Annotated in this window: 21 protein-coding genes; 14 read left to right on the forward strand and 7 right to left on the reverse strand. The window is 71.9% G+C overall.

Features of this window, described 5'->3' with window-relative positions; translation table 11 throughout:
* Window positions 1–10: 10 nt before the first annotated feature.
* On the forward strand, window positions 11–1,258 hold the full coding sequence (locus HNR30_RS05895; RefSeq protein ID WP_181608590.1) for an FAD-dependent monooxygenase: 1,248 nt from the start codon (window positions 11–13) through the stop codon (window positions 1,256–1,258).
* Here HNR30_RS05895 and HNR30_RS05900 read toward each other — a convergent pair.
* Window positions 1,186–3,834: an AfsR/SARP family transcriptional regulator gene (locus HNR30_RS05900; protein WP_181608591.1), complete on the reverse strand. Its 2,649-nt coding sequence runs from the start codon at window positions 3,832–3,834 to the stop codon at window positions 1,186–1,188. The genes HNR30_RS05895 and HNR30_RS05900 overlap by 73 nt on opposite strands.
* Before the next feature lie 69 nt (window positions 3,835–3,903).
* Entirely contained in the window at window positions 3,904–4,491 is a 588-nt protein-coding gene (locus HNR30_RS05905; protein ID WP_312894254.1) for an acyltransferase, read from the reverse strand.
* Window positions 4,492–4,652: 161 nt separating this feature from the next.
* Between HNR30_RS05905 and pyrG the strand changes: the two genes are divergently transcribed.
* The 9 genes from pyrG (at window position 4,653) to HNR30_RS05950 (ending at window position 13,983) form a co-directional block, all read left to right on the forward strand.
* The gene (pyrG, locus tag HNR30_RS05910; RefSeq protein ID WP_181608593.1) at window positions 4,653–6,287 is read left to right on the forward strand and encodes a CTP synthase; all 1,635 of its coding nucleotides are present in this window, start codon (window positions 4,653–4,655) and stop codon (window positions 6,285–6,287) included.
* Window positions 6,284–6,886 (forward strand): NUDIX domain-containing protein, encoded by a 603-nt coding sequence (locus HNR30_RS05915; RefSeq protein WP_312894255.1) that lies wholly within the window; start codon window positions 6,284–6,286, stop codon window positions 6,884–6,886. Before pyrG ends, HNR30_RS05915 begins: the two co-directional genes overlap by 4 nt.
* Before the next feature lie 11 nt (window positions 6,887–6,897).
* Window positions 6,898–7,794 (forward strand): tyrosine recombinase, encoded by an 897-nt coding sequence (locus HNR30_RS05920; protein ID WP_181608594.1) that lies wholly within the window; start codon window positions 6,898–6,900, stop codon window positions 7,792–7,794.
* Between the two features lie 115 nt (window positions 7,795–7,909).
* Window positions 7,910–8,851 carry an AAA family ATPase gene (locus HNR30_RS05925; RefSeq protein ID WP_181608595.1) on the forward strand — a complete coding sequence of 314 codons (942 nt, stop codon included), beginning with the start codon at window positions 7,910–7,912 and terminating at the stop codon, window positions 8,849–8,851.
* Window positions 8,848–9,666 (forward strand): segregation and condensation protein A, encoded by an 819-nt coding sequence (locus HNR30_RS05930; protein ID WP_181608596.1) that lies wholly within the window; start codon window positions 8,848–8,850, stop codon window positions 9,664–9,666. The genes HNR30_RS05925 and HNR30_RS05930 overlap by 4 nt, the downstream gene beginning before the upstream one ends.
* Entirely contained in the window at window positions 9,659–10,363 is a 705-nt protein-coding gene (scpB, locus tag HNR30_RS05935; protein ID WP_181608597.1) for an SMC-Scp complex subunit ScpB, read from the forward strand. Before HNR30_RS05930 ends, scpB begins: the two co-directional genes overlap by 8 nt.
* 9 nt (window positions 10,364–10,372) lie before the next feature.
* On the forward strand, window positions 10,373–12,490 hold the full coding sequence (locus tag HNR30_RS49940; RefSeq protein ID WP_312894256.1) for a pseudouridine synthase: 2,118 nt from the start codon (window positions 10,373–10,375) through the stop codon (window positions 12,488–12,490).
* Between the two features lie 66 nt (window positions 12,491–12,556).
* Window positions 12,557–12,916 carry a chorismate mutase gene (gene aroH / locus HNR30_RS05945; RefSeq protein ID WP_181608598.1) on the forward strand — a complete coding sequence of 120 codons (360 nt, stop codon included), beginning with the start codon at window positions 12,557–12,559 and terminating at the stop codon, window positions 12,914–12,916.
* The gene (locus HNR30_RS05950) at window positions 12,913–13,983 is read left to right on the forward strand and encodes a prephenate dehydrogenase (RefSeq protein WP_181608599.1); all 1,071 of its coding nucleotides are present in this window, start codon (window positions 12,913–12,915) and stop codon (window positions 13,981–13,983) included. The genes aroH and HNR30_RS05950 overlap by 4 nt, the downstream gene beginning before the upstream one ends.
* 20 nt (window positions 13,984–14,003) lie before the next feature.
* Here HNR30_RS05950 and HNR30_RS05955 read toward each other — a convergent pair whose 3' ends face one another.
* The 3 genes from HNR30_RS05955 to HNR30_RS05965 are packed head-to-tail and all read right to left on the reverse strand — an operon-like array spanning window position 14,004 to window position 18,674.
* Window positions 14,004–15,782 carry a PP2C family protein-serine/threonine phosphatase gene (locus tag HNR30_RS05955; protein ID WP_181608600.1) on the reverse strand — a complete coding sequence of 593 codons (1,779 nt, stop codon included), beginning with the start codon at window positions 15,780–15,782 and terminating at the stop codon, window positions 14,004–14,006.
* 42 nt (window positions 15,783–15,824) lie between these two features.
* Window positions 15,825–17,651, reverse strand: a complete 1,827-nt coding sequence (locus HNR30_RS49945) for a CheR family methyltransferase (RefSeq protein WP_181608601.1) — start codon at window positions 17,649–17,651, stop codon at window positions 15,825–15,827.
* 30 nt (window positions 17,652–17,681) lie between these two features.
* Window positions 17,682–18,674, reverse strand: a complete 993-nt coding sequence (locus HNR30_RS05965; protein ID WP_181608602.1) for a chemotaxis protein CheB — start codon at window positions 18,672–18,674, stop codon at window positions 17,682–17,684.
* Between the two features lie 78 nt (window positions 18,675–18,752).
* Here HNR30_RS05965 and HNR30_RS05970 point away from each other — a divergent pair, with 78 nt between their 5' ends.
* From HNR30_RS05970 to der, 3 genes are all read left to right on the forward strand, one after another.
* Complete coding sequence (locus HNR30_RS05970; RefSeq protein ID WP_181608603.1) at window positions 18,753–19,334, forward strand: STAS domain-containing protein; 582 nt, start codon at window positions 18,753–18,755, stop codon at window positions 19,332–19,334.
* Window positions 19,335–19,705: 371 nt separating this feature from the next.
* Window positions 19,706–20,362, forward strand: coding sequence for a (d)CMP kinase (gene cmk / locus HNR30_RS05975; RefSeq protein ID WP_181608604.1), 657 nt, complete (start codon window positions 19,706–19,708; stop codon window positions 20,360–20,362).
* 33 nt (window positions 20,363–20,395) lie between these two features.
* Window positions 20,396–21,796, forward strand: a complete 1,401-nt coding sequence (gene der / locus HNR30_RS05980; protein ID WP_181608605.1) for a ribosome biogenesis GTPase Der — start codon at window positions 20,396–20,398, stop codon at window positions 21,794–21,796.
* Here the strand turns inward: der and HNR30_RS05985 are convergent.
* Window positions 21,771–22,121 carry a hypothetical protein gene (locus tag HNR30_RS05985; protein WP_181608606.1) on the reverse strand — a complete coding sequence of 117 codons (351 nt, stop codon included), beginning with the start codon at window positions 22,119–22,121 and terminating at the stop codon, window positions 21,771–21,773. The genes der and HNR30_RS05985 overlap by 26 nt on opposite strands.
* 406 nt (window positions 22,122–22,527) lie before the next feature.
* Between HNR30_RS05985 and aspS the strand changes: the two genes are divergently transcribed.
* Window positions 22,528–23,775, forward strand: a complete 1,248-nt coding sequence (aspS, locus tag HNR30_RS05990) for an aspartate--tRNA(Asn) ligase (protein ID WP_181608607.1) — start codon at window positions 22,528–22,530, stop codon at window positions 23,773–23,775.
* A gap of 56 nt (window positions 23,776–23,831) precedes the next feature.
* Here aspS and HNR30_RS05995 read toward each other — a convergent pair whose 3' ends face one another.
* Window positions 23,832–24,371 (reverse strand): CGNR zinc finger domain-containing protein, encoded by a 540-nt coding sequence (locus HNR30_RS05995; protein ID WP_312894257.1) that lies wholly within the window; start codon window positions 24,369–24,371, stop codon window positions 23,832–23,834.
* Between the last annotated feature and the right edge of the window lie 61 nt (window positions 24,372–24,432).

Below are 24,432 nucleotides of genomic sequence, written 5' to 3' on the forward strand. Positions count from 1 at the left end.
CGTTTGACCCATGACACACGTACTGATCGCCGGCGCCGGGCCGACCGGTCTCACCCTCGCCATCGAGCTGGCCCGCAGGGGCGTCGACCTCCGCATCGTCGAACGTTCGCCCGAGCACCCGTCCGGCGTGCGCGGCAAGGGGCTGCAACCGCGCACGCTGGAGGTATTCCACGATCTGGGGGTGATCGACGAGATCCTCGCCACCGGCTCGGTCTACCCGCCGATCCGCGGCTACCAGGACGGCCGGGTCGTCTGGGAACACCGGATGCACGAGCCGAAGCAGCCCTCGCGGGCCGTGCCGTACCCGATGGTCGTCATGCAGCCGCAGTGGCGCACCGAGCGCATCCTGCGCGAGCGGCTGGCCGCCCTGGGACACCACGTGGAACTGGGCACCGAAGTGGTCGCAGCCGAACAGGACGGCGAGGGCGTCACCGTGACGCTCGGCGGCGGCGAGCGGGTGCGCTGCGCCTACCTGGCCGGCGCCGACGGCGGCAGGAGCACCGTGCGCAAGCTGGCCGGGATCGGCTTCCACGGCGAGACCTTCGAGACCGAGCGCATGACGCTCAAGGACGTCAGGGTCGACGGGCTCGACCGCGACCACTGGCACATGTGGGGCGACGAGAACGGCTTCGCGGGACTGTGCCCCATGCCGCACAGCGACGTCTTCCAGCTGACCTGCACCCCAGGCGTCGAGCCGCCCGTCGAGATCCGCGAGGTGCTGTGGGAGTCGGAGTACCGGGTCAACATCCGCATGGCCGAGCGGTTCAGGAACGGCCGGATCTTCCTGGCCGGCGACGCCGCCCACGTGCACTCGCCCGCCGGTGGACAGGGGCTCAACACCGGCGTCCAGGACGCCTACAACCTGGGATGGAAGCTCGCGCTCGGCCTCGACCGGGTGATCGACACCTACGAGGCCGAACGGATGCCAGTCGCCGAGCACGTCCTCGGCCTGAGCACCCGGCTGCTGCGCGAGCAGGACCTCAAGCGCGACGAGGAGACCCAGCAGCTCAACCTCGGCTACCGGGACAGCCCGCTGTCGGAGGGCGAGCGCGGCGGCGAGCGGCTGCCCGGCCGCCTGGAGGAGCTGCGCGGCACGCACTTCACGCTCTTCGGGGCGGCCGAGATCGCCGACCCGCGGGTGCGCGTGCATCCGGGGGAGGGGTTCCTGCTGGTGCGCCCCGACGGCTACATCGGCTTCGACGGCGACGACGAGAGCAGGCTGAGGGCGTACCTCTCCGGGCTCGGCATCGTGGCCTGACCCGAGCGCAGCGCCCGCGCCGCGTCCAGCAGCCGCTGCGAGCCGCACCAGGCGGCGGCGTGCTCCAGGACGATCGCCCGCGCCGTGCGGTCCGGGTGCCCGTCCATCAGCTCCAGGGCCCGGCGCAGCGGCTGCGGCGAGGCCGTCGCGTAGGCCAGCTCCACCTGGACCTGGGCGGCGAACTGGTCAGGCGCCTCCTGCCCCATCAGCAGCCGCAGCGCCTCCTCGGCCCGCTCGCGGTCGGGCGTGCCGCGCCTGCGGGCCACCTCGGCGCGCGCGTGCGCGATTCTGGCCAGCGCCAGCGGATCGTCGACGTCCAGCGCGTCGAGCGCCGCGTCGGCCGCCGCGAATTCACCCAGCTCGGCCTGGAGCCGGGCCACGCGCACCCCGAGATGGGCGGGACCGGGAAGCGCCTGCACCCCGCCGATCTCCGTGGCGGGCTCCACCGAGCGCAGCGCCAGCTCCAGGGCCCCGGCCGGGTCGCCGCGGTTCTCCGCGGCCAGGGAGAGCCAGTACAGCGCCAGGGCCAGCCCCCAGCGGTCACCGGTGGCGCGGAAGCCGTCGAGCGCCTCAGGCAGCAACCGCTCGGCGCGGGCGGCGTCGCCGTACTCGAACTGCGCGATCCCCGCCATCAGGGCGGCCACCGGATCGCCGGGACGCCGGGAGACCTCCCCCTCGGCCAGCTCGATCACGTCACGCGGCGGGGCCAGGCGCACCGAGAGCGCCCACCCGGCCCTGGCCGCCGGATGGCCGGACTCCGTCAGGCCGGGCGGCAGCTCACCTGTCGCGATCAGCTCGCACAACCCGCGCGCCGCACCCGTGGTGCGATCCAACAGGGCGGCGGCCCAGGTCTGCGCCTCACGGCGCCTGCCGCGCATCATCCAGAACCAGACCCTGGCCAGGAACGCCCGGTCGGGAGACCAGGCCATGGCGGCGTCGAGATTGCCCGACTCCGCCTCGAACAGGGCCAGCGCGCCGAGCTGCCGCGCGCCGCTCCTGAGCTCGGGCTCGGCACGTTCGGCCAGCTCGACGAAGTAGCGGGCATGGCGTGCCGCGAGCCCGTCGTCGTCCAGATGCTCGGCGGCGAAGCGGCGGACCGTCTCCAGCAGGGCGTAGCGCTCCCCGCGCAGCTGCACCAGCGACTTGTCGACCAGCGACGCCAGCACCTCGCCCTCGGCCCCGCACACCTCCAGCACCGCCCCGGACGTGGCGCCGCCGGAGAAGACCGACATCCGGCTCAGCAGCCGCTGCTCGGCGGGTTCGAGCAGGCGCCAGCTCCACTCGATCACGGCGCGCAGGGTGCGGTGCCGCGGCTGGGCCGTACGGCTGCCCCTGAGCCCGAGCACGTCGGCCAGCTGCTCCGACACCGTCGAGGCCGGCATGGTGCGCAGCCGGGCGGCGGCCAGCTCGATCGCCAGCGGCAACCCGTCGAGGCGGCCGACCGGGACCGACTCCACCTGCGCGTCGGCGCGTACGGCCAGGGCCCGCTCGGCGAACAGCCTGGCCGCCTCCCGCTCCGGCAGCGGCGGCACCACGTGGACGCTCTCGCCCGTCACGTCGAGCGCCTCCCGGCTGGTGGCCAGGATCCGCAGCCTCGGATGCGCCGACAGCAGCCGCTGCGCCACCGCCGCCGCCTCGTCGACCACGTGCTCGCAGTTGTCGAGCACCAGCAGCGGCGCGCTGTCCTTGAGCGGAACGACCGCCTCGACCGCGGCCCGCACGTCGGCGGCGCCCGCGAGCTCCACCAGCCAGGCGCCGTCGGGGACGTCCAGGGCGGCGGCCACCTCCAGGGCCAGCCGCGTCTTGCCGACACCGCCGGGACCGGTGAGCGTCACCAGCCGGTTCGACCTCACCAGGCCGCGCACCCGCTCCACGTCGGCCTGCCTGCCCACGAACCCGGTCAACGGGGCGGGCAGGTTGCCGCGGCGCCGCTCACGAAGCGCGTCGAGATGCGCCTGCCGCAGCTCGGGGCCGGGATCGGCGCCCAGCTCCCCGGCCAGTCTCGACCTGATGCGCTCGAAGGCCTCCAGCGCCTCGCCCCGCCGGTCCGCGCCGGCCAGCGCCCGCACCAGCAGGGCGTGGAAGGGCTCGCGCAGCGGGTGGGCGGTCGTGAGCTCCTCCAGCTCCGGCAGCACGTCGTGCTCGCCCAGGTCGTCCTCGATGCGGGCGGCCAGCGAGCGCAGGCGCAGCTCCTCCAGGCGCGCGGCGGGAGCCTGGGCGAAGGGCATGCTCCGGGCGTCGGCCAGGGCCGTACCGCGCCACAGGGCCAGGGCGGCGCGGTGCTCGCCCGCGCGGGCCAGCCGCTCGAAGAGCGCGGCGTCCACCTCGGCGTCGAGCACGTAGCCGGCCGGATGGGAGGAGATCACGCCGGGCACCTCGCGCCGGGCGCGGGAGACCAGCGACTGCAGCGCCGCCGCGGGATGCTCGGGCGGCTCCTCCGGCCACAGGTCGTCGATCAGGCGCTCGGAGGTCACGACCCGGCCGGGCTCCAGGGCCAGGCGGATCAGCAGCACCCGCAACCGGCTGCCGCCGACCCGGCGCCCCGAGATCTCCAGCGGCCCGAGAACGCCGATCATCGGGCCGGGCTCACGCGGGCGTCCGGCCCGTGGCACACCCGGCGGGCGGGCACGGGATGGGTACGGGGCTCACGCGGGCCGGTCCAGGGCGGCCACGCCCGGCGTACGCCAGCCGTCCTCCGGCGTGTAGGTGCGCACGACCCGCCCCGGCACCCCGGCGATCACGCTGTGGTCCGGGAACTCCCCGCGCACCACCGCGCCGCCCGCCACCACGCACTGCCGCCCGATCCGCGACCCCGGCAGGATGATCGCCCCGGTCCCGATCCACGAGCCGCTGCCGATCGACACCGGGTTGTTGCGCGGCCACTGCCGCCCGATCGGCACCTCGGGATCGTCGTAGACGTGGTTCTGGTCGGTGATGTAGACGTACGGGCCGGTGAAGACGTTGTCGCCGATGTCGATCGACTGGTGGCCGACGATGTGCGAGCCCCGCCCGATCGAGCACGACTCGCCGATCCGCACGATGGAGTGCGGCCCCAGATCGGGCCCCGGCATCATGCCGCAGGAGATGGAGACCCGCTCACCGATCAGGGTGCGCGCGCCGATCTCGATCCACCGCTCCCCGAAGATCGCTCCTGGCGGGAAGGCGATGCTCACACCCTCGCCGAGACGCCGGAAACGGTACCCGGCCGGGTTGGCGGGGGAAATCGCCCCCACTCGGCGGATCATCGCGTATGCGCGGTGAACCAGCGCGCCCACAAATGACATAGCCCCTTAAGTTACCGGTCGGTCCCTCCCATTCACGCATGTGGATGGCGTTGTTTGATATCCTGAGAGCCCGTGGACACAAGGCCACACCTCGAGCCACGGGAGACTCCTTGCGCAGCGCATCGCAAACCAAGCATCTGTTCGTCACCGGCGGTGTCGCCTCCAGTCTCGGCAAGGGCCTGACCGCCTCCAGCCTGGGCAGGCTGTTGAAGGCGCGGGGGCTGCGGGTCACGATGCAGAAGCTCGACCCCTACCTCAACGTCGACCCCGGCACGATGAACCCGTTCCAGCACGGCGAGGTCTTCGTCACCGACGACGGCGCCGAGACCGACCTCGACGTCGGCCACTACGAACGATTCCTCGACACCGACCTGCACGGCAGCGCCAACGTCACCACCGGCCAGGTCTACTCCAACGTGATCGCCAAGGAGCGCCGCGGCGAATACCTGGGCGACACCGTCCAGGTCATCCCGCACATCACCAACGAGATCAAGGAGCGCATCCGCGGCATGGCCGGTCCCGACGTGGACGTGGTCATCACCGAGGTGGGCGGCACCGTCGGCGACATCGAGTCGCTGCCCTTCCTGGAGGCCGTGCGCCAGATCCGCCACGAGGTGGGCCGCGACAACGTCTTCTTCCTGCACGTCTCGCTCCTGCCGTACATCGGGCCCTCCGGCGAGCTCAAGACCAAGCCGACGCAGCACTCCGTGGCCGCGCTGCGCAGCATCGGCATCCAGCCCGACGCCATCGTCTGCCGCTCCGACCGGCCGATCACCGTGTCGCTGAAGCGCAAGATCTCCCTGATGTGCGACGTCGACGAGGACGCCGTCGTCTCGGCCGTCGACGCCGCCTCCATCTACGACATCCCCAAGGTGCTCCACTCCGAGGGACTCGACGCCTACGTCGTGCGCCGCCTCGGCCTGCCCTTCCGCGACGTCGACTGGAAGGAGTGGGAGCAGCTCCTGCGCCGCGTGCACCGCCCGGCCAAGGAGGTCACGATCGCCCTGGTCGGCAAGTACATCGACCTGCCCGACGCCTACCTGAGCGTCACCGAGGCGCTGCGCGCCGGCGGATTCGCCAACGACGCCCGCGTCAACATCCGCTGGGTCAAGTCCGACGACTGCGAGAGCGAGGAGGGCGCCGCCCGCGAGCTCGAAGGGGTCGACGGCGTCCTGATCCCCGGCGGGTTCGGCGTGCGCGGCATCGAGGGCAAGATCGGCGCCATCCGCCACGCCCGCGAGCACCGCGTCCCGCTGCTGGGCATCTGCCTCGGCATGCAGGGCATGGTCATCGAGGCCGCCCGCAACCTGGCCGGCATCGACGACGCCAACAGCGCCGAGTTCGACGCCGACAGCAAGCACCCGGTCATCTCCACCATGGCCGACCAGCAGGACGTGGTCTCCGGCGAGCGCGACATGGGCGGCACCATGCGCCTGGGCTCCTACACCGCCAAGCTCGGCGAGGGCACCCTGGCCCGCCAGCTGTACGGCAAGGCCAAGGCCGACGAGCGCCACCGCCACAGGTACGAGGTCAACAACTCCTACCGCGAGCAGCTCGAGAAGGTCGGGCTCGTCTTCTCCGGCCTGTCGCCCGACGGCCGCCTGGTGGAGTACACCGAGCTGCCCGCCGACCAGCACCCGTTCTTCATCGGCACCCAGGCCCACCCCGAGTTCAAGTCCCGCCCCACCCGCGCGCACCCGCTGTTCAAGGGCCTGGTCGCGGCGGCGCTTGCGGGGCAGAAGTGACCATCTCCGACTACCCCGAGCAGTGGCCGGTCACGGCCACCAAGGACCACTTCCAGGGGCGCGTGTTCGGCGTGCGCACCGACACGGTCGAGATGCCGGGCGACGACGTCGCCGACCGCGACTACATCGTGCACATCGGCTCCGTCGCGGTGCTCGCGCTCGACGACGACGACCGGGTGCTGATGATCAGGCAGTACCGTCACGCGGCCGGGCACCAGCTGTGGGAGCTGCCCGCCGGCCTGCGCGACGTCGAGGGCGAGCCGCTGGCCGAGACGGCCGCACGGGAGCTGGCCGAGGAAGCCGGGCACCAGGCCGCCACCTGGTACACCCTCGTCGACCTGATGAGCTCGCCCGGCATGACCAACGAGCGCATCCGCGTCTTCCTGGCCCGCGACCTGTCACCCGTGGAGATCGACTTCGTGCGCACGCACGAGGAGACCGACATGCCGGTCGAGTGGATCCCCCTGCCCGACGCCGTGGAACTTGCCCTGATGGGTAAGATCCACAATTCTCCGGCCGTGGCCGGTATTCTCGCCGCATACGCGGCATCGGCCGAGGGTTTCCACACGTTGCGCCCCTCCGACGCCCCGGAGGCCTGAAGGGAGTCCCAGTGGAGGCGGTGCTGTCCAGCTACCTCGCCCACCTGGCGGTGGAGGAGGGACTGGCCGCCAACACGCTCGCCGCCTACCGGCGAGACCTGCGCCGCTACCTCGAACACCTGCGAGACCTGGGACGCAGCAAGATCGACGAGGTGGGCGAGGCCGACGTCCTCGCCTTCCTGTCGGCCCTGCGCCAGGGCGACGGCGAGCGCCCCGCCCTGGTCGCCAGCTCCGCCGCCCGCGCCATCTCCGCCGTGCGCGGCCTGCACCGCTTCGCCCTGCGCGAGGGCATGGCCGGCCACGACCCGGCCCACGAGGTCAGGCCGCCCAGGCGCCCGCGCCCGCTGCCCAAGGCGATCTCCGTCGCCGAGGTCGAGGCGCTCCTGGCCGCCGCCGGACCCGCCGACGCGCCCCTCACCCTCCGCAACCGCGCGCTCCTGGAGCTGCTGTACGGCACGGGCGCGCGCATCTCCGAAGCCCTCGCCCTGGCCGTCGACGACCTGGAGCCCGACCAGGTGCGCCTGCACGGCAAGGGCGGCAACGTCCGCGTCGCCCCCCTCGGCACCTACGCCCGCCAGGCACTCGACGCCTACCTCGTGCGCGCCAGGCCCCTGCTGACCCCCCGCACGCCCGCCCTCTTCCTCAACGCCCGCGGCGGCCCCCTGACCAGGCAGGGCGCCTGGGAGGTGCTGCAGAACGCGGCGGAGAGAGCGGGCATCGACGGCGTGTCGCCGCATGTCCTGCGCCATTCGTTCGCAACTCACCTCATTGACGGCGGGGCTGACGTTAGGGTGGTGCAAGAGTTGCTCGACCACGCCTCGGTGACGACCACTCAGGTCTACACCCTGGTGACGGTCGACAAACTTCGCGAGGTCTACGCCGCGGCGCACCCTCGCGCCCGTCAGTGATCTATAGTCTTTGCCGACGTGCGGCTATGCGGTGTGTTGCCTTGCCGTACAAAAGCTGACGCCATAGTGTCCGTCCGGACGGTCCGGTTCGGGACCGTCAGGGAGGTTCGAGCTGGTGACTGTGACCGCCAATGGTTCGACCCCGGGGACCCCCGAGAACCCCTGGGGTGACACGAAGACCGACACCGCCAAACGCGGCGGGAATCTCGGCCCCACCGGTCGTCCCCGACCGGTGTTCCCGGAACCCGTCCTGCGCGACACGCACGGACCCGCCCGGGTGGTCGCGATGGTCAACCAGAAGGGCGGGGTGGGCAAGACCACCACGACCATCAACCTGGGCGCCGCCCTGGCCGAGCTCGGCCTGAAGGTGCTGCTGGTCGACTTCGACCCCCAGGGCGCCCTGTCGATCGGCCTGGGCATCAACCCGCTGCAGCTCGACCTGACCGTCTACAACCTCCTGATGGACCGCGACGTCTCCGGCGAGGACGTGCTGCTCGAGACCGGCGTCGACAACCTCGACCTGCTGCCGTGCAACATCGACCTGTCGGCCGCGGAAGTCCAGCTCGTCACCGAGGTCGCCCGCGAGCAGGTGCTCGGCCGCGTGCTCAAGCCGCTGCTGCCGCACTACGACGTCTGCCTCATCGACTGCCAGCCGTCGCTCGGCCTGCTCACCATCAACGCCCTCACCTGCGCCCACGGCGTCATGGTGCCGCTGGAGTGCGAGTTCTTCGCCCTGCGCGGCGTGGCGCTGCTCATGGACACCATCATCAAGGTCCAGGAGCGCCTCAACGACGAACTGGTCATCGAGGGCCTGCTGGCCACCATGTACGACGCCCGCACCCTGCACGGCCGCGAGGTCCTCGCCCGCGTCGTGGAGGCCTTCGGCGACAAGGTCTACCACACGGTGATCAACCGCACCGTGCGCTTCCCCGACGCCACCGTCGCCGGGGAACCGATCACCAGCTTCGACCCCACCTCGCTGGGCGCCAGCGCCTACCGCGAACTTGCCCGCGAAGTGCTCTCGCGGTGGCCGGTGCCTGCGACAATCGGTAGGTGACGTCGGGAGAGGTTGAGCAGCAGCAAGGCTTCCAGGTTCACCTGGACGTCTTCGAAGGCCCCTTCGACCTGCTGCTCGGCCTCATCTCCAAGCACAAGCTCGACATCACCGAGGTCTCCCTGTCCAAGGTGACCGACGAGTTCATCTCCTACATCAGGTCACGCGGCCCCGAATGGGACCTCGACCAGACCTCCCACTTCCTGCTCGTCGCCGCCACCCTCCTCGACCTGAAGGCCGCACGCCTGCTGCCCTCCGGCGAGGTCGAAGACGAAGAGGACCTGGCCCTGCTGGAGGCCCGCGACCTGCTGTTCGCGCGGCTCCTGCAGTACAAGGCCTACAAGGAGGTCGCCTCCGTCTTCTCCGGCCTCATGGCGCGCGAGGCACTGCGCCACCCCCGCATCGTGCCCATGGAGCCCGCCTTCGCCGACCTCCTGCCCGAACTCGTGCTCGGCATCGGCCCCGACCAGCTCGCCCGCATCGCCGCCCGCGCGTTCACCCCCAAGCTACCGCCGACCGTCAACCTCGGGCACGTTTACCAACCGCTCGCCAGCGTGCGCGAGCAGGCCGCTATCCTGGTCGCTCACCTGCGACGCCTGCGGGTGGCCACCTTCCGGCAGCTGACCGCCGACTGCGAGGGCACCATCGAGGTCATCGCCCGATTCCTGGCGGTGCTGGAGCTCTTCAGGGAGTCAGCGGTCACCTTCGAGCAGCTCGAACCTCTCGGCGACCTGCACGTGACCTGGACCGGCACCGACGACGGCGACGTCGCGGTCGGTGACGACTACGAGGAAGAGAACCGCTCCGACGATGAGTGAACGGCTCGACGATCTCCCCGCGCCCCGGCGCTCCCTCGAGGGCGAGCACTCCCCGCCCCTCACCGGCGCCGTCCCCGCCCAAACCCCCGCCGACGGTACGGCGGAGCCCGGCACCTCATGGGCGCCGTCGTCGTCCCCGGACGACGACGAGGCGCCCGCGAGCGGCCCCGGCCTGCACGCCGCCCTCGAAGCCATCCTGCTCGTCGTCGACGAACCGGTGGCCGAGATCACCCTCGCCCAGGTCCTCGAACGCCCCACCCACGAGGTCGCCGAGGCCCTGCGCGCACTCGCCGCGGAATACACGGAGGCCGGACGGGGTTTTGACCTGAGAGAGGTGGCCGGCGGCTGGCGTTTCTACACGCGCGCCGACTGCGCACCCCTCGTCGAACGGTTCGTCCGCGACGGCCAGCAGACCCGGCTGACCCAGGCGGCGCTCGAAACCCTCGCAGTCGTGGCCTACCGCCAGCCGGTCAGCCGCGCCCGCGTGGCCGCCGTACGCGGCGTCAACAGCGACGGCGTGATGCGGACCCTCGTGGCCAGAGGCCTGGTCGAAGAGGCCGGACAGGATCCGGAGAGCCAGGCGGTTCTCTACCGCACAACCGCATATTTCCTGGAACGACTGGGCCTCAAGGGCCTCGACGAGCTTCCCGAGCTCGCCCCGTTCCTTCCCGACGACATCGACAGTCTCGACTCTTAGGAGAGTTCAGTGAACAACAGGCGTAGCACCCCGTCCGGTGATGGACGCGGTCGTGGACGCAGTGGGCGTCCCGCCTTCGGATCGAACGAGCGCCGCGGAGGGCCGCGCCGCAACGACTCCGGATCCGGCCGCGACTCGCTGCGCGCCGGACGCGACGGCTCCAGGTCCGGCGGCTCCACCGGCCGCGACGACCGCCGCGGCGGCTCGGGCTCGCGCGACCCGCGCGACTCGCGCGGCGGCTCGTACGGCTCCGGCTCGCCCCGCTCGGGTGCCTACGGCTCGGGCTCGTACGGCTCGGGTTCTTCCGGCTCGGGTTCTTCCGGCTCGGGTTCTTCCGGCTCCGGCTCGTACGGCTCTGGCTCGTACGGCTCCAGCGCGCGCGGTGACTCGCGCGGCGGCTCCTACCGCGACTCCGGCGGCGAGCGCGGCGGCTACTCGCGCGACTCCCGTGGCGGCGGCCGCGACTCCCGTGACTCGCGCGGCGGCGCCCGCGATTCGCGCGACTTCCGCGGCGGCTCGGGCCGCGACTCCCGCGGCGGCGACCGCGGTGGCTTCTCGCGCGATGAGCGTGGCGCTTCGGCCCGTGGTGGCGAGCGCGGCGGTTTCTCTCGCGGCGGTGAGCGCGGTTTCTCGCGTGACGACCGCGGCGGCGACCGCGGTGGCTTCTCCCGCGATGAGCGCGGCGCTTCGGCTCGTGGTGGCGAGCGCGGCGGCTTCTCCCGTGGCGGGGAGCGCGGTTTCTCGCGCGATGACCGTGGCGGGGACCGTGGTGGTGAGCGCGGCGGTTTCTCCCGTGGCGGTGGCTACTCCCGCGACGACCGTGGCGGGTCCTACGGGGCCGGGCGGCCGCGTGGCGGCTCCTACGACGGCGGCTACGAGCCGCGCGACGAGCGTTCGGCTCCGCGAGCCGGGCGTGGCGGTTCCCGCGTCGACAGCGGTCACGACTTCCGCGACACCTCGGCCGGCGCTGGCACCCGTGGCCGCTACGGACGACGCGACGACTCGTCGCAGGAGCGCGGCTTCGGCGGCTCCGGCTACGGAACCCGCGACTCCGCCCAGCGCGACAACGCCCCGCGCGACTACGCCTCCCGCGACGACCGCCACGACGGCCGCCGCGACGACCGTGGCGACCGCCGTGATGACCGGCGCGACGACCGGCGCGACGACCGGCGTGGAGGGTCCACGCGGGAGAGCGTGAGCCGTGACTTCGGCCGCGGCAGCCGCCCCGGCTCGGGTTCCGCTCGCCCCGGCGTGCAGACCATCGGTGGCGGACGCGCCTCCACCGGCGCGGGCCGTACGGCCGGCGGCGGGCAGCGTGACCGCTTCAAGAGTGCCCGCCCGGTCAAGGACCGCGACTTCTACGAGCCGTGGGACCAGGAGGAGCGCGACACCACCGAGGTTCCCGACGGCGTGCGGCTGCAGAAGGTGCTCGCCCAGGCGGGCGTCGCCAGCCGCCGCGCCTGCGAGGAGATGATCGGCGAGGGCCGCGTGACCGTCAACGGCCAGGTCGTGCGCCGTTTCGGTGCGAAGGTCGACCCTGCCAAGCAGGTCATCCACGTCGACGGCAAGCGCATCCCGACCGCCCCCGACCTGGTGTACTACGCCCTGAACAAGCCCATCGGGGTGGTCTCCACGATGGAGGACCCGGACGGCCGCCCGTGCCTGGCCGACTACGTGCAGGAGCTGGCGCCGCGCCTGTTCCACGTGGGCCGGCTCGACACCGAGACCGAGGGCCTGCTGCTGCTCACCAACGACGGCGAGCTCGCGCACCGGCTGACGCACCCCAGCTACGGCGTGCAGAAGAAGTACTGGGCCAAGGTGCCGGGCCCGATCCCGCGTGACCTGGCGCGCCGCCTGAAGAAGGGCATCGAGCTCGAGGACGGCATCGTCAAGGCCGACAGTTTCGCGATCGTGCAGGAGCACGGCCAGCAGGCGCTGGTCGAGATCGTCCTGCACGAGGGCAAGAAGCACGTCGTGCGGCGCATGCTGGAGGAGGCGGGCCACCGCGTGATCGACCTGGCCAGGATCGAGTTCGGTCCGGTCAAGCTGGGCCGTACGAAGCCTGGCACGCTGCGGGCGCTGTCCCTGCACGAAGTCGGCGAGCTGTACGCGGCGGTCAAGCTGTAATCTGTCGGGACATGTCGGGGCCCGTGCTGGGCTCCGGCAGCCGTCTTTTTCTAAGGGGCACGACGCATGGTGCGGGCGATCCGCGGAGCGATCCAGGTTGAGGCCAACGACCGCGACGCGATCATCGGAGGAACGGCGGAGCTCGTCACGACGGTGATGGAGCGCAACGAGCTGTCCACCGACGAGGTGATCAGCGTGTTGTTCACCGCCACCCCCGACCTGACCGCCGAGTTCCCCGCCCTGGCCGCGCGCAAGCTCGGCTTCCACGAGGTCCCGCTGATCTGCTGCACCGAGATCGACGTGCCCGGCGCGCTGCCTCGCGTGGTGCGGCTGATGGCGCACATCGAGACCGACCGGCCGCGCGACCGGATCCAGCACGTCTATCTGCGCGGCGCTGTCGCGTTGAGGCAGGACATAGCCCAATGAGAACCGTTCTGATCCTCGGCACCGGCCTGATCGGCACCTCGATCGGCCTGGCCCTGCGCGGCAAGGGTGTCGAGGTGCTGCTGGCCGACCGTGATCTGACGTCGGTTCGGCTGGCGCGCGAGCTGGGCGCGGGCGACGAATGGCACTACGACGACAAGGTCGATCTGGCCGTGGTCGCGGTGCCTCCCGCCCATGTGGCGAGCGAGCTGAGGGGCCTGCAGAGCCGCGGCGTGGCCCGGTTCTACACCGACGTGGCGAGCGTCAAGGCGCAGCTGATCGACGACGCTCAGGCACGCGGGTGCGACATGTCCACCTACGTGGGTTCTCATCCGCTCGCGGGCCGGGAGAAGTCCGGTCCAGGAGCGGCGCGCGCCGATCTGTTCCTCGGCCGCCCCTGGGCGTTGTGTCCCACCGGCGAGACCGCGCCCGAGGCCCGTCAGGCCGTGCTCGACCTGATCGGCCTGTGCGGCGCCAACGCCGTCGAGGTCTCCGCCGAGGAGCACGACCAGGCCGTCGCCGTGGTCTCGCACGCCCCGCACGTGGCCGCGAGCGCCGTGGCCGCCCGCCTGGCCGACGCCTCGGACGTGGCGCTCGGCCTGGCAGGCACCGGCGTGCGCGACGTCACGCGGGTGGCCGGCAGCGACCCTGGGCTGTGGCTCGGCATCCTGTCGGGCAACGCGACCCCGGTCGCCGAGGTGCTGGAGGCGGTCTCGCGCGATCTCGCCGAGGCGGCGGTCGCGCTGCGCGGCCTGGCCTCGGGCGATCCCGCCGCCGCCGAGGACGTCACCCAGCTGCTGAAGCGCGGCGTCGCCGGGCACGGCCGCATCCCCGGCAAGCACGGCGGTCCCGCCGCGCGCTACGGGGTCGTGCAGGTCGTCATCGGCGACCGTCCCGGCCAGCTCGCCCGCCTGTTCCAGGTGTGCGACGAGCTCGGCGTCAACGTCGAGGACGTACGGCTGGAGCACGCGCCCGGGCTGCCGCTGGGCATGGCGGAGCTGTCGGTGCAGCCCGACGCCGTCACCACGCTCACCACCGGGCTGCACGAGCGCGGCTGGCAGGTCCCCTAGACAAGGGGATCGCGGATCTTCTAGAACTCTGGCTCGTCGTCGACGCGCAGCACCAGCAGGGCCGTGTCGTCGCCTCCTCCCTTGGTGGCGAAGCGCCGCAGGTCCTCGTGGACGGCGTGGATGAGGTCGTCGGCGGTGAAGCCGGGCGCCGCGGCCAGGGCGGTCGACAGGCGCTGCGGCCCGTAGAGGTGGCCGAACTCGTCGCGGGCCTCGGTGACGCCGTCGGAGTAGACGATGAGCGCCTCGCCGTACGCCAGCTTGATCTCGTAGCGGGAGTAGCTGGCGTCCTCGAACAGGCCCAGCGGCAGGCCGCCGCCCTCCGCCTGCCGTACGACCCCGTCGGCGCCGCGGACCAGCGCGGGCGGGTGGCCCGCCGACGCCAGGCGCACGGTCATGCCGCCGCTCACCTGCTCGACCTGCGCGACGATGGCCGTGACGAACCGTTCGGTGTCGGGGTGGCGGATCAGCGCCTGGTTGATCTCCTGGAGCAGCTGGGCCGGGTCGCCCGTGCGCCCGGCCAGCACGCGCAGGCCGTTGCGCGCGATCGCGGTGATGGCGGCGGCCTCGTCGCCCTTGCCGCACACGTCACCCAGCACCAGCCCCCAGCCCGCGCGGCAGGGGAAGACGTCGTAGAAGTCGCCGCCGACCAGCTCGCCCTCACCGGCGGGGGAGTAGAGCGACGACAGCTCGCAGCCGGGCACCTCGGGCAGGCGGCGCGGCAGCAGGCTGGCCTGCAGGGCATGGGCGGAGCTGGTGCGGGCGCGGCGGACCCGGTCGGCGCGCAGCGCCAGCGCCACATGGCGGCCGATGCGTTCGGCCAGGCGCAGGTCGTCGGTGTCGAAGCCGGAGCGGTCCGAACGCCGGATGAGGGTCAGCGTGCCCTCCATGCCCGTCTCGTCCCCCACCGGGACGATGACCGCCGATCCGGCGCGCAGCAGCGTGAGTGCGGGCAGTCCTGACTTGTCGCGCCCCAGGGCCAGCTCGTCGTCGATGGGGTTGAGCAGGGTGCTGTAGCGGGTCTCCAGCGGCGGCAGGCTTTCGAGCAGACCGATGCTGTCGAGCTCGCCGGGGTCGCCGACCACGGCGGCGCGGTGGCGGGCGCCGTCGGCCCGGTCCCGGTCGATCACGGCCAGGTCGGCGTAGGCGGCGGTGAGCACCTCGGCCGAGCGGCGCAGCAGCCAGCCCTCGTTGCACTCGCGGTCGGACAGCAGCACGGTCGTCAGCTCGGTGATCACGTCGAGCCGCCCGTCGGGCAGGGCCCGGGCGGGCGCGAGGTCGCTGCCCGGCAGGCTCACCGTGACCGCGACCTGGTCCTCGACGGGCAGGTTGATCAGGGCGAGGTCAGCCTCGACGGCCTGGCCCCCGAGACACAGGCGGGTGGCCAGCGGAAGCCGGGGCAGGCCGCGCAGCACGGCGCCGAGGTGGGAGCGGAAGACCGGCCGGTGCGGCAGGTCGACCAGGACCGCGAACGGCTTGCCTTCGAGGGACTGCCGACGGCGTCCGAAGGGGTGCCCGGCCGACCGGTTGGAGCGCACGATCGTGCCGTTGCGGTCGAGGATGAAGATCGGGAGCGGCAGCTGGTCGAGCAGCGCGCACAACGACCGCCGGTGGTGGTGTCCGCTCCGGCTGGACGCGGCGATCTCGTCGCGGTAGGTGGTGAGCTCGTCGCTGGCCTGCTCCAGTTCGAGCAGGGCCGCCTGCAGGAGCTGCGGTGTCTGCGCAGGGTCGAGGTGGGACACGGCCTTGAGAGCGGAGATCCGCTCGCTCAACGTCATCTCGGCGACCCGGGCGCCATCCATGGACCGAGGGTAGCGGACCGTAACTGTGAGCGAGCGGAATTCTCAGGAGTTGTCCTCCACATTCATGACCAGGATGACGCCCTGGGGCGATCCGCCCTCCGCGCGCAGGCCGGTGAGCTGGATCGTCAGCCGGGTGGGCCGGCCGCGGCGGTTGACCGCGTCGACGGTCAGCTCGTCGGAGAGGTCACCGTCGAGATGCGGAGCCACCTGCTCGTACGGCAGGCCGATGTCGAGACTGTCCAGAGGCTTGCCCACCGCCTCCTCCGAGCGCAGCCCCCACAGGTCGGCCGCACCCGGGCTCCACACGAGCACGCGGTGCTCGCCGTCGAGGACCATGACCGCGTCGCCGATGCTGCGCACCAGCGAGCCGAGGAAGTCGTTGGCCAGGTCGAGCTCGATGCTGCGCGCGTTGAGGGTGTCGTTGATGTGCTGGAGCTCGTCGTTGGTCGACTGCAGCTCCTCGTTCATCGTCTCCAGCTCCTCGTTGGTGGACTGGAGCTCTTCGTTGGTGGTCTCCAGCTCCTCGTTGGTGGACTGGAGTTCCTCGTTGGTGGTCTCCAGCTCCTCGTTCAGCGACTGGAGCTCCTCGTAGGCGTGCTCCAGCTCCTTGTTGGCCTGCTCCAGGTCGTCGCGCAGGCGGCGGTAGCGGGTGATGTCGTAGAAGCTGATGCCGACGCCCACCAGCGACGCCTCGGGATCCTGCAGCGGCGTCACCGAGATGTCGAACACGTTGGCCTCCGCGGCGCCCGGCCGGTGCCAGACGACCTCACGCAGCTCGACCGGCCGCAGCTCCACCTGGACCTGCTCGATCACCGAGCGCAGCTCCACCGGCCGGTAGGAGACCTCCAGGTCCTGGAAGGGCCGGCCCACGTCGCGCGGGCTCAGGTTGAACAGCACCTCCGCGCGGGAGTTCACCAGCGCCAGGTGTCCCGACAGGTCGAGGGCGATCTGCGCGACGGGCCCGGCGGCCAGGGCGGCGTGCTCCAGCTCGCTCACGCGGGCGCCGGGATTCTGGAGCGTGTGCCCGGAGATCCACGGCGAGCGGTGGCCCGTGTCGTTGTGCACCTTCTTGAACAGGCGCATGCGCAGGTCGACGGGTTCGAACTTGTCGCTGTGGTTGAGCAGCATCTCGGCCTTGCCCAGGAACAGGTAGCCGGGGTTGGCCAGCGCGAAGTGGAAACGCCGCACGATGCTGAGCTGGGTCTCGGCGTTGAAGTACATCAGCGTGTTGCGCGCCAGCAGCAGGTCGACGCGGGAGTTGGGCGCGTCGCGGGTCAGGTCGTTGCGGCCGAAGATGAGCTGGCGGCGCAGGTCACGGCGGAAGGCGAACCCCTGGTCGGCGGGCTCGAAGTAGCGTTCGCGCAGTTCGGGAGGCAGCTCCGCGAGCTGCCGCTCGCCGTACGTCGCGGCCCTGGCGACCTGCAGCGCCTTCTCGTCGAGATCGGTGGCGTAGATCTTGACCCGCTCGCGGAAGGCGTCGTGGCCCAGCTCCTCCGCCAGCGCCATGGCCAGGCTGTAGGCCTCCTCGCCGGTCGCGCACCCGGCGCTCCACACCCGGACCGCCTTGCCCGACGGCTTGCCCGCCAGCAGGGCGGGGATGATCTGCTCGCGCAGCGTCTGCCAGGCGGGCGGGTCGCGGAAGAAGCTGGTGACGTTGATGAGCAGGCTGTCGAACAGCCTGCCGAACTCCTCGGGTTCGAGCTCCAGGTAGTCGCGGTACTCGCCGTAGTCCTGCAGCTTCAGCGACTCGAGGCGCCGGCTGATGCGGCGCATGAGGGTGGTGCGCTTGTAGCCGGTGAAATCGAAACCGCGGGTCTCCTTCAGCATGTACAGGAGATCGTCGAATTCCCGGTCGTCTTCCGCCTTCACAGCAGACCACCCTACGCCTGATCGGCCTGCTCAGGAGGCTGTCGGAGCGCCACCGATCTGTTGCTGGAGTGCCCGTAGCGTCTCGAGTGCCTCCCTGGTGCCGTCACGGTCCTCCTCGAAGCGCCGGGCGGTGTGGTTCTGGCCGCGGTCGCGGGCCGAACGCACCATGCGGTCGAGGAGCCTGGCACGCTCCTCCAGGCGCAGGATCGCCATCCACAGCGCCCGCTCCACCGACTCGCCCTGCGATTCGATCATGGACTGCGCCGACCAGGCGTGACCGACCCTGCACTCGTAACGTTCGGGCGGGCCCTCGTAGATCGGGCCGCTGCACTCCGGGCAGGTGAAGGCCGTCAGGTTGCCCACCGGCGTGCCTATGGCCTCCTGGCGGAGGAGCAGCGCGATCTCCCGTTCGAGCTCCGGGTCCCTTCTCGGCTCGTGCGTCACTACGGGACTCCTGCTGTGCGTGACGATCCAATCGGCGATCTTCGCCGCGGGCAGCACCTGCGCTCCGGTCGTGGCCGCCAGGGCGGCGCTGGGCATGCCGGAGAAGGCGCTCTCGTCGGGATCCTGTACGGCGACGGCCCCGCCGTACCTCTCGATGGCCGCGCTGCCCGTCGCCCCGTCGTCGAGCGTTCCGCTGAGCACCACGCCGATGGTGCGCGGACCGGCGTCGATGGCCGCGCTCAGGAACAGCGGATCCGCCGCCGGACGCATGCCGTTGTGGCGCGGACCGCGAGACAGACGGGCGGTCTGCCGATGCACGAGGAGGTGGTGGTCGGGGCGGGCGACGTAGACCCGGCCGGGCTGGAGCGGTTCACCGTCGCGGGCCGCCGAGCAGGGCAGTGGTCCGGAACGGTTGAGGATGCCGGACAGCGCGCTGCCTCCGCGCGGTGAGATGTGGACGACGACCAGCAACGCCGCCTGCAGGCGGCTGGGCAGACGGCCCAGCAGGGTGCGCAGCGGCTCGATGCCACCCGCCGATGCCGCGATGACCACGAGGTCGCGGCCGGGATGCTCGTCCACCATGTGTCCCTGTCCACATCTCCACGAACTATGCGCGGTGAGGGGAAAAACGGGTAGGGGACCATGGTGGGGCTGACAGTGGAGTTCGTTCGCCGAGACCGCGACCGGCTCAGCCTGCGACTGGTGGGCGAGCTGGACATCGCGGCCTCCACCTGGTTGCGCACCGGCCTCGCCGCGCTGCCCGCGCAGGGAGTGCGGCGCCTGGAGGTCAACGTCGTACGGCTGAGCTTCTGCGACGTCGGCGGGGCGCGGGTGCTCAAGGACGTGCACGAGCACCTCAGGGATCTGGGCGGGGGCCTGGTGCTGGTCGGCGGCGGCATGGTGCGCCGGGTTCTGGAGCTGGCCTGGCCTCAGGACTACCCGCACGGGCGGGCCGTGGGCCACCCGCTGCGGGTGCGCGGCGGAGCCCGGCCCCGTACGGCCATGCGACAGCCGGCCGAGCCGGCCCGGCACCCGGCGCTGGAGCGCGCCGAACGGCTCAGGAAGGAGGCGTCGCTGCGGGTCGAGATGGCCCGGCGGAGCAGCGCGCTGATCTGCCTGCGGCTGGCGCAGATGCACGAGTCGCTGGCCTCGCTGCACGCGGGGCTGGGTTCGCAGGAGAGCTGCCGCCACCTGGAACTCGCCCGCGGCTACCGCGAAAAGGCCCTCGCCCCCGGCTAACGGCCCCCGGCTCCGGCCCGCGACCCTGGCTGGGGCGTCTGCCCCGGCCTCCGACCCCGGTCCTCCGATCACGGCCTCCGATCACGGCCTCCGATCACGGCCTCCGATCACGGCCTCCGATCACGGCCTCCTTCCTCGGCCTTTGCGCCCGGCCGCCGGTCCCGTCCCCTTACGGCGTTGCCGGCCGACGCCTCTGCCCGTCCCTTCCCGGCCCTCGCCTCATACCCGGCCTCCCTCTCCGCCCGTGACTCCGTCCGACCGCGTCCGCCCTCTCCAGTCACTGGTGACCGGTCGAGCGGCCTGAAGGGCGTGGCGAAGCCGGTAACCTTGACAGGTTGATTCCATACCGCGCCTTGAGCCTGGGGAGAGCCGTGTCCGCTCTGGTCATCGCCGTCGACGGACCTTCGGGGTCCGGCAAGTCGAGCGCTTCGCGTGGCGTCGCCCGCGAGCTCGGCCTGCGCTACCTCGACACCGGTGCGATGTACCGCGCGATGACGTGGTGGATGCTGCACCACGGCGTCGACGTGCACGACTCCGAGGCCGTCGCGGCCAGGGCCGCGGACCCGGGCATCGTCTCGGGCACCGACCCCGACGGCCCGACGATCCACGTCGACGGCGCCGACGTCTCCGGTCCCATCCGCGAGCAGGAGGTCACCGCTGCGGTCTCGGCCGTTTCGGCGGTGCCCGAGGTGCGCAGGCGCCTGGTCGCCCTGCAGCGGGAGATCATCGGCGAGGGTGGCATCGTGGTGGAGGGGCGCGACATCGGATCCGTCGTCGCCCCTGACGCGCCCGTCAAGGTCTACCTGACGGCCTCGGCCGAGGCTCGCGCGCTGCGCCGTACGGCGGAGCTGGCGGGCACGACGGTGGAGGCGCAGCAGGCCGCGATGCGGCAGCGTGACACCCTGGACTCAACGCGGAAAACGGATCCGCTCTCGATGGCGGCTGGCGCCGTCGAGCTCGACACCACGGCGCTCGACCTCGACGAGGTCATCGCGTCGGTGTTGAGACTGGTCAAGGAGCGCGCCTGAAGCACAGGTGCGGTACTCAAAGGATGAAAAATCATGTCAACGGGGGATTCCGGCTGGATCGAGGCCGAGCTCGCCGACCTTGAGGTCGACGCCGAGCACGGCGCGGCCGACGAGGGCCCGCTTCCGGTCCTGGCCATCGTAGGCCGACCCAACGTGGGCAAGTCCACGCTGGTCAACCGCATCATCGGCCGCCGCGAGGCGGTCGTCGAAGACGTGCCTGGCGTCACGCGCGACCGTGTCACCTACGACGCCAACTGGCGCGGCAGGCGCTTCACCGTCGTCGACACGGGCGGCTGGGACCCTGAGGCGACGGGGATGAACCTCCGCATCGCCGAGCAGGCTCAGGTCGCCGTCGAGCTGGCCGACGTGATCCTGTTCGTGGTCGACGCCACGGTCGGCATCACCGACGCCGACCAGGAGGTCGGCAACGTGCTGCGGCAGTCGGGCAAGCCGGTCATCCTGGCCGCGAACAAGGTCGACAACCAGCAGCTGGAGCTCGAGACCCACGCCATGTGGTCGCTCGGCCTGGGCGAGCCGTTCCCGGTCAGCGCCCTGCACGGCCGCTCCAGCGGCGACCTGCTCGATGAGGTGCTCGACAAGCTGCCGGAGACGCCCGCCGAGACCTTCGGCGCCGAGCGCGGCCCGCACCGCGTCGCGCTGCTCGGCAAGCCCAACGTCGGCAAGTCGTCGCTGCTCAACAAGCTCGCCGGCGAGGAGCGGGTGCTGGTCGACCCGATGGCGGGCACCACCCGCGACCCGGTCGACGAGCTGATCGAGCTGGGCGGCAAGACCTGGCGTTTCGTCGACACCGCCGGCATCCGGCGGCGCGACCGCGAGCTGCAGGGCGCCGACTTCTACGCCGCGATGCGCACCCGGGCCGCGCTGGAGAAGGCCGAGGTGGCGATCGTGCTGATCGACGCCAGCGAGCCGCTCACCGAGCAGGACCTGCGCATCATCGGCCTGGTCATCGAGTCGGGCCGGGCCATGGTCGTGGCCTTCAACAAGTGGGACCTGGTCGACGAGGACCGGCGCTACTACCTGGAGAAGGAGATCGACCGGCAGCTCGTGCGCACCCCGTGGGCGCTGCGTGTCAACATCTCCGCGCTCACCGGCCGCCACGTCGACCGGCTGGTCCCGGCGATCGAGACCGCCCTCGACTCGTGGGCGACTCGGGTGCCCACCTCCAGGCTCAACGCCTTCCTCACCGAGTTGGTGCAGCAGACGCCGCCTCCGGTGCGCAGCGGCAAGCAGCCGAAGATCCTTTTCGCCACGCAGGCCTCCACCGAGCCGCCCAAGTTCGTGTTGTTCACCTCGGGCTGGCTGGAGGAGACCTACCGGCGCTTCATCGAGCGGCGCATCCGTGAGGAGTTCGGCTTCGCCGGCTCTCCGATCGAGGTGACCATGAAGATCAGGGAGAAGCGAAAGAAGCCCTGAGCTCGGGCGGCAGCCTGATCAGCCCACCGTGCGGCAGGCGCACGAGACCGCGGTCGTCGGGGACGACCGTGGTTTCGTGCTCTTCGAGGTAGAGCATGCCCGCGTAGACGCTGACGAGCATGCAGGCGGGCACGTCCGTCTCGGTGTAGCACACGGTGTAGCAGCGCTCGGAGCAGGTCGCGAGCTCGGCCGTGGCGGCCGGGACCTCGATCGGCGCGGTGGGCCGGGGCAGCGGTTCCGCGATCGGCCGGGCGTTCACGGGCGCCGGTTGGCACCCCGCCGCCAGCAGGGCCGCCGCCGCCAGCGCGGCCAGATGTCCTCTCATGAGCCCAGGGTCGCGGCAGCGCCAGGGCGGGGCATGAGTATGCCCTACTCCACTCTGGCGATCCCGTCGGCCGGGGCGCGCTGGGGATCTGGCCGGTCGACGGCGCCGGAATCCGGTTCGGCGCCGCCGGAATCCGGTTCGCCGCCGGAATCCGGTTGGCCGTCGCCGGTGGCGGTGGTTATGCTCGTCGGCAACGCGCTGAGGGAACCGAGTACCCCGAGGAGCACGCGGGCCGAGAGAGCCGCCGGCAGCTGGGAAGGCGGCCCCGCGTCCACGGGCGAAGACACTCCCTCGCGACGGCGCGCGCACGGCAAGAGGCCGCCGGTCCGGCGGCGAAGGTGTGGTGGCACCGCGAGTGTCCCTGCTCGCCCGCACCTCCCAGGGCTCACTCTGAGGAGGTGTGAAGATGTCACGTGTCCTGTCCGCCGCGCTCACCGAGCACGCGGGACACTCCGTCACGATCGCCGGCTGGGTCCATCGCCGCCGCCGGTTGAAGTCGGTCTCGTTCCTGATCGTCCGCGACCGCGCCGGGCTCGCCCAGGTGGTCGTCCACGAGGGCGAGCTGCCGCCCGAGGAGAGCGTCGTCGAGGTCACCGCCACGGTCGTCGCCAGCCCGCAGGCCCCGGGCGGGGTCGAGCTGGTCGAGCCGGAGATCACCGTGTTGTCGGAGCCGGCCCAGGCGCCGCCGTTCGACCTGTTCCGCCCTGCCGTACCCGCCGCGCTGCCCACGGTCCTCGACCACGCGCCCGTGGCGCTCAGGCATCCGGCGCTGCGCGCGGTGCTGGAGATCTCCGGCGCGAGCGTGTCGGGTTTCCGCGCGACGCTCGACGGCGCCGGGTTCACCGAGATCCACACGCCCAAGCTCGTCGCGTCGGCGACGGAGTCGGGCGCGAACGTCTTCCCGGTCGACTACTTCGGCCGCACGGCCTATCTGGCGCAGTCGCCGCAGTTCTTCAAGCAGATGATGGTCGGCGTGTTCGAGCGCGTCTACGAGGTCGGCCCGGTCTTCCGCGCCGAGCCGCACGACACCGCGCGGCACCTGGCGCAGTACACCTCGCTGGACGTCGAGCTGGGCTTCGTGCGCGACCACCGCGACGTCATGGCGGTGCTGCGCGAGGTGCTGTCCGGGATGGTCGAGTCGGTACGGCACCGCGGCCACGCCGTCGGGCTGCCGCACGTGCCGCAGGAGATCCCCGCGCTGCACTTCACCGAGGCCAAGGCGCTTACCGGCGACGACGGCGAGCCCGACCTCTCACCGGCGCAGGAGCGGGCACTGTCGGAGTGGGCGCTGCGCGAGCACGGCTCGGAGTTCGTCTTCGTCACCGGCTACCCGATGGTCAAGCGGCCGTTCTACACCCATCCCGACCCGGACAGGCCCGGCTACTCCAACGGCTTCGACCTGCTCTTCCGCGGGATGGAGCTGGTGACGGGCGGCCAGCGGCTGCACCGGTACGCCGACTATCTGGCCGCTCTGGACGAGCGTGGTGAGCCGGTGGAGCCGTACGAGGGCTACCTGTCGGCCTTCGCCCACGGCATGCCGCCGCACGGCGGCTTCGCCATCGGCCTGGAGCGGTGGGTGTCGCGGCTGGCGGACCTGCCGAACGTCCGGCAGGCGGCGCTGTTCCCGCGCGACCTGCACCGGCTCTCGCCCTAACCGCAGGGCTCTCCCAGGGCTGATCACTGGGCTGATCACTGGGCTGATCACTGGGCTCAGGGCCGCTGCCTTTCGCGGAAGGCGGCGGCCTTGGTGCGGCTGCGGCAGGCAGGGGAGCAGAAGTGCCGCGCCCCGTTGCGCGAGCCGTCCACGTAGACCCGGTCGCACTCGGCCGCCTGGCAGACGCCGAGCCGCCCGCCCAGGTCGGAGCCGATCGCGAGCGCCAGGCTCGCCGCGCAGCCCGCGCTCCACCCCACGGCCACGGTGTCGTCGGGCCCGTGGAAGTGCACCTGCCAGGGCTCGCCCGGCGCCTTTTCGAGCTGCGGCCGGGCGCCGGTGGCCAGCAGCAGGGTGTTGACCACGGTGGCGGCGGTGTCGAGGTCTCCGGCGTGCGCGGCGTCGAAGACCTTGCGCATCTCCAGCGCCGTGCCGACGAACCTCGCGGCCTCCCGGTCGGTCACCGTGGCCCTGGTCGGCAGCGCGGCGCCGATGGCGGCGGGCAGGTCGGGGCCGCGGGGCGCGGTGTAGGGACGGCCGCGGGCGTGGCCGTCGGTGAGCAGGTTGACCAGGGACACCGAGGCGTCCAGCAGATTCACGATGTGACCATCGAACAGCATTTGACTGGTCATCCCTTCGCAAGGCATAGTGACCGGCGAA

It is taken from the genome of Nonomuraea soli (assembly GCF_013761175.1).
Classification (GTDB): Bacteria; Actinomycetota; Actinomycetes; order Streptosporangiales; family Streptosporangiaceae; genus Nonomuraea; species Nonomuraea soli.